Origin of the sequence: Protofrankia sp. Cj3, from assembly GCF_917627355.1 — a bacterium.
In the GTDB taxonomy this organism is placed as follows: domain Bacteria; phylum Actinomycetota; class Actinomycetes; order Frankiales; family Frankiaceae; genus Protofrankia.
In genome coordinates, this window is record NZ_CAKJTR010000224.1 from 1 (window position 1) to 6,804 (window position 6,804).

At 64.2% G+C, this 6,804-nt stretch carries 5 protein-coding genes; 3 read left to right on the plus strand and 2 right to left on the minus strand.

The annotated features are described in order from the left end of the window. Nucleotides 1-345 precede the first annotated feature (345 nt). Nucleotides 346-2,118, minus strand: coding sequence for an ATP-dependent helicase (locus MJ783_RS20800; protein WP_239312961.1), 1,773 nt, complete (start codon nucleotides 2,116-2,118; stop codon nucleotides 346-348). Further along, nucleotides 2,115-3,854, minus strand: a complete 1,740-nt coding sequence (locus MJ783_RS20805) for an ATP-dependent endonuclease (RefSeq protein WP_239312962.1) — start codon at nucleotides 3,852-3,854, stop codon at nucleotides 2,115-2,117. The genes MJ783_RS20800 and MJ783_RS20805 overlap by 4 nt, the downstream gene beginning before the upstream one ends. Nucleotides 3,855-4,828: 974 nt before the next feature. Between MJ783_RS20805 and MJ783_RS20810 the strand changes: the two genes are divergently transcribed. The 3 genes from MJ783_RS20810 to MJ783_RS20820 all read left to right on the plus strand — a co-directional run. Beyond that, nucleotides 4,829-5,623: a transposase gene (locus MJ783_RS20810; protein WP_239312963.1), complete on the plus strand. Its 795-nt coding sequence runs from the start codon at nucleotides 4,829-4,831 to the stop codon at nucleotides 5,621-5,623. 441 nt (nucleotides 5,624-6,064) lie between these two features. After that, on the plus strand, nucleotides 6,065-6,424 hold the full coding sequence (locus MJ783_RS20815; protein ID WP_239312964.1) for a VWA domain-containing protein: 360 nt from the start codon (nucleotides 6,065-6,067) through the stop codon (nucleotides 6,422-6,424). Nucleotides 6,425-6,496: 72 nt separating this feature from the next. Then, a partial coding sequence (locus MJ783_RS20820; RefSeq protein WP_305039530.1) for a VWA domain-containing protein occupies nucleotides 6,497-6,804 on the plus strand: 308 nt, incomplete at its 3' end.

Here is a 6,804-nt window from a genome sequence, read left to right on the forward strand (position 1 = left end):
GGGGCGACTCGGCCACTACGCCCACGTGCTAGACCAGAAGGAGCGTTTCTCGGTCGTACGGGAACGTGGGCGGTGACGGCCGCCTTGGGTTTGGATGTGGCCTCCTTCCCGGGTGGCTGGCGGTGCCGACCGTTGCTCAGCACGCCCTCGTGGTGGCCGGGTCCGTCGCGTCGTCGGCGGTGGCCAGGGCCAGGGGGATGACGGCGGCGGTTGTGCGGCCGGCTCGGGGATGCCCTGTTTCAGGCGGGCGGAGCCGCACCGGCGTCACCCCTACCCGATGCTCCAGCGACGCCTGGGACCCGACAGACTCCGCGCGCGATCACCGAGACTGCGTGGCCGATCTGGTCAAACAAGCCCGATCTCGGAGAGGAACCTGCTCGAGCCCGTGTTCTTCCGTCGACCCCGTTTAGTTACTACGAAGCCGGAATAGAAGATCCGCACTTCATCGCGTGCCCGGGTGAGTGAGACGTAGAACTTCCGTCGGTCTTCAGCTATTTTTTCTGGGTCAACGAGCGAGAGGTAGTGCGGCACGCTCTCCTCGTCCATTCCGGTGATCAACACGACGTTGAACTCGAGCCCCTTGCTTGCTGTCAACGTTGTCACCTCCACCCGATCCCTTTTTCGGGCGAAATTGCCAAGGCCGCCTACGGAAAGATTCGACAGTTGCCCCGTGGTCAGTGCGGCGCCCATACGGCCGACTTCGGCGGCTTCGCTCCGCAAGGAGGGCATGGCCAATGCTTTCTCCAACCCGATCTTGAGGAGATCTTCCAACAGCGCGTTCGCGCGTTCGTCGGGGGTCGCGCCATATTCCAAGAGCCTCCGGGTGAGCTCGACGGCCTCCCTCTGAGACCATCGCGGTCCTAGGAGGCTGCGCCAGCGGGCAAGAAGATCCTTCAGGCGGTGTCCGCTGCATTCCCGGCCTAACGTGGCCCACGCGGCGCAGCCTTCGACGAAGCTCGTTGCTAGTCCAAGCCGGTAGTGTGAGCTGCGTACGAACGCCGGCATTCCGGCCGCCCGCAGAGCGTCCGCCATCTCGATGCATTGGTCGTTGGTTGGACACAAGACGGCGATCTCATGAAGGGTGAAACCGCGTGTGATCGCCTCAGATATATGAGCTACCACCTGCCGGCATTGGTCCGCGTAGCCAGTCGGGCAGCGTTGCGCCGAGACGCTGCCCCCGGTCCGGTCGCCCGTCATGGCAGTTCCACCTCGCCGCATCAGATTGGCGTATCGGACGATCTCAGCCCCGCACCGATAGTTGTGGTCGAGGTGAACAACGTTCAAGTCGGACCGGGATCCAGCTTCGTCGGCCAGTTCGGCCAGTAGCTCGGGCCGCGTACCTGTGAACGCGAACACCGCTTGGTCCGGATCGCCCACGGCAAATAGCTTGGAGTTTGCGCAGTAGTCGAAGCAGAGTGACCGGACGAGCCGGTCCAGTCCCGGTGCCAGGTCCTGGTACTCATCGACGTAGAGATGCGGATACTCGGCGGTCAACACGCGGCGGATGGCCGGGTGCTGCTCGACGATCTCCACTGCCAGCGCGATGACATCTGAGAAATCGTACAGGCCCCAGGTTCGCAGCTTATTCGTGTACCGCCGCGCGACCTCTCGTACGTCCGTACTCTGATGCGACCAGTCCTCATCCGTCGCGAGCCGCTGCCGATTGAACTCAATGGTCGAGCGGACGTATCGATGGTCGCTTCCAGCCCGGAAGACTTCATCGATTGCTTCGTCGAACGCTTGCTTGCGCTGCGCCTCGCTGGCGATCGACAGTCCCGCCATGTCCCGTCGACCAATGACGCTTGCGAACGGCACGACGATCCGGTTCAGGGTGAAAGAGTGAACCGTGCCGATGAATAGCGTGGAGCGATCCTCGACACCTAGCGCATCCACTCGCCGCCGCAGCTCGTCCGCCGCCGCGTTGGTCAGGGTGATACACGCTGCCCCGTGGGGCAGCGGGATCTTCGCCTGAAGGTCGTTCGCCAGACGGGTCGTTAGCAACTTTGTCTTGCCACTTCCGGGAGGCGCCAGCACCACGCAGTGCCCCGGCGCCGAAAAAGCTTCCCACTGCCGCGGGTTAAACTTCAACTCCTCGATCGACTGACGCAGCGCGCTCACACCTGCGTCCTCAAACGGGCGAGCGCCTCCGCGATATATCGGGGCGGCTGGACCGGCTGCTGGGACAGCCGTTGCGCATAGCGACCCTTCCCGCCAGCATTTCGCAAATAGCGCATAAGGGTGTCGTAGTCTGGCGCCTGGTTCTCCCAAGACTGGATGGTCTGCTGCGTGCTGGCCGATGCGTTCGAGTAGAGCGCCTGGAGCACCCGGCTGCACAGCTTACGGTTCTCCGGACAGCTGTCGAACACGTCGTACTCGAGCGTCCGCTGTCCGACGAACACCCCGTGGTCGGCCGCCGCGCCGCTCCAGCCTTGGGCTGTCAACAGTTCACTTGCCCGGAGCGCGCCGTAACTCTGGCCGTTGTCGGCCACGTCGCCGTCCGTCGCTACCACCCACGGGATGCGCAGCGCTTCGCATAGGCGGACGTATGGCAGGAAGTGCGTGCCATGGATGGCGCAGACTGAGATGCCTAGCTTGTCGAGGTCCATGTCGATGGCCGCAGCGAACTGTGGCATCAGAACCTGCTCAGCGTAGCCCTCCACGAGGAGGACCTGACGGGCGAACACCAGTTCCGCCCGCGTCGTGTCGAGGTACCGCGCGATGTCATCCCAGTCGCCCTCGGCCAGGCTGGCTTCATGTGCGGCTGCAGCTTTCACTTGCGCCCCGACAACGCGTAGTACCACCAGGCCCCGTGGGTCGGCGACGCTGGCGATGTGCGGTGACTGCGTGGTCACCAGGGTGGTGTGCCCGCGGGTTTTCTGGTCAAGCAGCCGGCGGAAGATCAGGCGTTGCAGGTGGGGGTGGAGGTGGGCTTCGGGCTCCTCGATCGCCATGACCACGTGTGCAATATCGGCGTCGTCAAGAATGCGCGTGTCCAGTCCGAGCTCCAGCAGTGCGAGGTACAGGACGTTGAGCGTGCCGAGACTGGCGCTTCCGAGCCCGCGTCGGGCATCGCCGTCGATGAACAACCGCATCTGGCGGATTAGCCGCATGGGGTCCTCCGGGCCGACGGCCAGCGTGGTGTCGACCGCCTGAGCCGGGCCGACCATCTCCACTAGTCGATCACTGATGCTGTCGCCCAGCTGTTTGACGACCTCCAGCCCGTTCATCTGGTCGTTGGCTGTCTTCATCGCATCACGGACGACCTCAAGATCATCATCGTCGACAGCTGCCGCTGCCTTCATCAGCAGGGCGCGTAGCGGCGACCGCCGCCAAGTCCGGATGTCGGACTCGACGTTCCGCAGCGCTTGGAGAAAGTGCAGGTGGATATAGCTGCGGTGCTCGGCTGGTACCGTCTTCTCAAAATTGTCCCCACCATACACAGCCCCACGGTACTTAGTCCGGCCTCCGCTCGTCTCCTCGCCGGTATCGAGAGGCGCAAAGCGGTAGATCAGCCTGGCCCGCATCGGCTCTCCGGTGAGCAAGGACCCGGCCAGCGCCGTCAACAGCTTAGGGTCGTCCTGAAAGTTCAGGATCTCGACCGATGCCTCGATGACACAACCGGCCGCCATCGGATCCCAGCTCGCCGTACCGTCGGACAGCCCGTCCCAGAAGTCCTCGCGTCCAAGCTGTCGATCTGTGTACGACAGCGTGGGATCGAGGATGAGCCGAAGCGCATGGATGAGATTGCTCTTGCCAGCTCGATTCTCACCGACAATTACAGCGCCGGGCAGTAGCCGCAGGTCGATGTCGGCGAGATTGCGGAAATTGGACACGGTTAGCCTGTCAAGACGCACGGTTCCCCCATAGATAGGCGGCCTTGCCGAATCTGACGCAGCATCGCGGCGCCAGATCGCCACGCTGTCGGCTGTGGCGATCATAATATCGCTACTTCCGATCGACAGGTATCGCGGGCCGGCTCGAGGGTCGGATGGACCGGAGCGGTGTGGTAACGGACGTCGACTGAGTCGCAAAGGCAGCTTTGGCCCCGCGGATTAGCCTCGATCTTTCGTGCGCCCAGCAGACAGGGAGGTGACGCCGTGTGAGCGGCTGATCCGTCTGTCGTAAGCTCGTCGTCGCTTGCCGGTGGGAGTCCGGTCCGGGTAGCTGCCAGGTCGCGCCACGAGGTGCTTGTTCATTCGAGTGGAGGTGAAAGGACTCCACCGCCGGTCCGTCGCAGCGGTCTGGTGAAGCTGGGGGCAGCCTGATCCGGATGGTGCCGGGGAGGGTGGGAGCAGCCCTGACAAAGCCGTGACGTGTCAGTACTGCCAGATGATGCGGGTGCGGCGAGCGAGACGGGAAGGAGTAGGCGAGGAACCGGCGTTCTACGTCCCTTAACTACCCGCCGGCTCCAACCTGGTGAATATGGGCCGGACGCGGTGCACAACCCCACTACCAGGTGGGGCTGACTCCGGTGACGTTTCTTGGCGCCGAGCCGGAGGCCATGGGGAAGGTCTGCGGCGTACCCGTGGCGATGCCGCAGGGACATAGTCGGGCTCCTCACCCGTCGATCGATGGACAGTGAACGCGGGAACCGCCCTTACGGGTTCCCGTGCTGCCGGCAGCCAGCCGGCAGCACGGGATAGGTGCACCGACGGCTGAAGCCGAGGGTGGGACGGAGTGGTTGTAGTACTCGGAGCCGGGGAGAGCCCGGTACAGGGGGGAAGGGCCACAGCGAGACCGAGAGGGAACGGAGACTGTAATGCCGAAAGACGCGTCGCCGGATGGCGGCGCTCCGGGGCGTGATCATGCACCTGTACGGGTATCGGGGATGCAGGCCAAGCTTCACCGTTGGGCGGCGGCCGATCCTGGCCGCCGGTTCGATGACCTGTATAACTTCGTGTGCGACCCGGCTACGCTGCTTATCGCGTATCGCCGGGTCGCGGGTAACCGGAGCGCCCGGACCGCCGGTGTCGACGGCCTGACGGTCGCCGACGTCGAGCGGGAGACGGGAGTTCCCGGGTTCCTGGATGACCTGCGCGCCCACCTGAAAGCGGATCCCAGCGATGCCGCGTTCTTGGCCCGGGCCGGAGCGTCGGCCATGGTGATGGCCTCCTTCGTCCCGGAACGGAAGATCCGGGAGCTGTGGGACCTGACCCGGCGGCGCACTGAACTGGCACGTGCCGCTGGCTGGGAGGCTCAAAGGCTGGAGAAGGAACTCGAAGACACCGGCATGAAACTCGCCGCGGTCCTCACCGACCTGGTCGGTGTGACCGGTCGGGAGATCCTGGAAGCCCTCGTTGCCGGTGAACGTGACCCCCACCTGCTGGCCGACTTCGCCGTCGGTCGGGCTCGTGCCAAGATCCCCGCACTCGTCGAGGCACTGGACTGCGAGTTCACCGACCACCACGCCTTCACGGTCCGCCACTTCCTCGACGAGATCGACCGCTGGAAGCAGGTCATCGCGTCCTTCGACGAACGGATCGCGACCCTGCTCGCCGACCACCAGCCCGATCTGGATCTCCTCGACACGATCCCGGGCGTCGGCCGTCTGGCCGCCGAGATCATCATTGCCGAGACCAGCGGCGACATGGCCCAGTTCCCCAGCGCGCACCACCTCGCCTGACTCAGGCGGAATCCCATACCATAATTGTGGCCGACCACGCGGCGGGAACCATCTCACCGCCCGCCAGCTGGCCGTGCAGTCGGCCGTTCCGGCGCGCCTCAAGGTCGGCTTGCCCCCGGACCAGCTCAGCCGTCCGACGCCTCGTAGCAGGAAACGACGGGCCGCTATCCGGTTCCCGACGCCGTCGACCGGACCACGATGGCTAGCGACCTGGCATCGCGGTGGACGTGCCCGACTACCTGCGCACGGCAGCTGGCGCGGCACCACCGCGCATCGACGCAGCGGCAGTACCGTTCGCCTGAAGCCAGCGGCGGCGTGTCGGCACATCCTCGGGGTGGTTGGCGGCCTACCGCATCGCAGAGTATCCTCACCGGCAACGTGATCGTGATGTGTGTCTCGGTTCTGGCGGCGAGATCTGCTTGGCCGAGCTACGGGGGCAGCATGAAAGAAGAGCAGGTTGAGCTGGTCGTTCTCGGGGAACGATCATCGGTCCGAGACGACGAGTCAACGGAACTTGATGTCGTCATCGAGGTCCGCTGCGACGTGGCCCCCGACCTCGCCGCTGGTACCAGCGCCGGCGCGATGAACCTCTGCCTCGTCGTCGACCGCAGCGGCAGCATGGGCGGCGACAAGCTGGAAACCGCGAAGCGGAGCTGTGTCGACATCTTCAATCGACTCGGGCAACGGGACCTGTTCACCGTCGTGGTCTTCGACGACGGCGTGCAGGTGGTGGTTACTAATCCGAAATGGGGTTACTGGACCGAAGGCAATCGCAATATAGCAGGTCAGGGCACGTGCTAAAGTCCAGTAGCCTAGATTCCCTTTAGTAACCCGCAGACAAGCCGTGGCGAGGTCGCCTCGAAGATCGAGGAAATCCGAGCCGGTGGCATGACGGATTTGTCGCTCGGGTGGTATCAGGGTCTCCTCGAGCTGCAGACACATATGGCGCCCGAACACCGCAACCGCATCTTCCTGCTGTCGGACGGCGCTGCGAACCGAGGCGAGACCAAGAAGTCCAGTCTTGCCGCGACGGCCATTCGGGCTCGCGACGTCGGCATCACCACGTCCACTATCGGAATAGGCGATGACTTCCAAGAAGACCTGCTCGAGGCGATCGCCTCGGCCTCGGGCGCTAAGGAGAAATCTGAATACTGGACTTCTTGGCATATTTCCAATATGCT

Excerpts from the sequence above, each read along its gene's own strand:
- MJ783_RS20810 (WP_239312963.1), top strand. The coding sequence starts at position 4,829 with ATGCAGGCCAAGCTTCACCGTTGGGCGGCGGCCGATCCTGGCCGCCGG.
- MJ783_RS20815 (WP_239312964.1), top strand. The coding sequence starts at position 6,065 with ATGAAAGAAGAGCAGGTTGAGCTGGTCGTTCTCGGGGAACGATCATCG.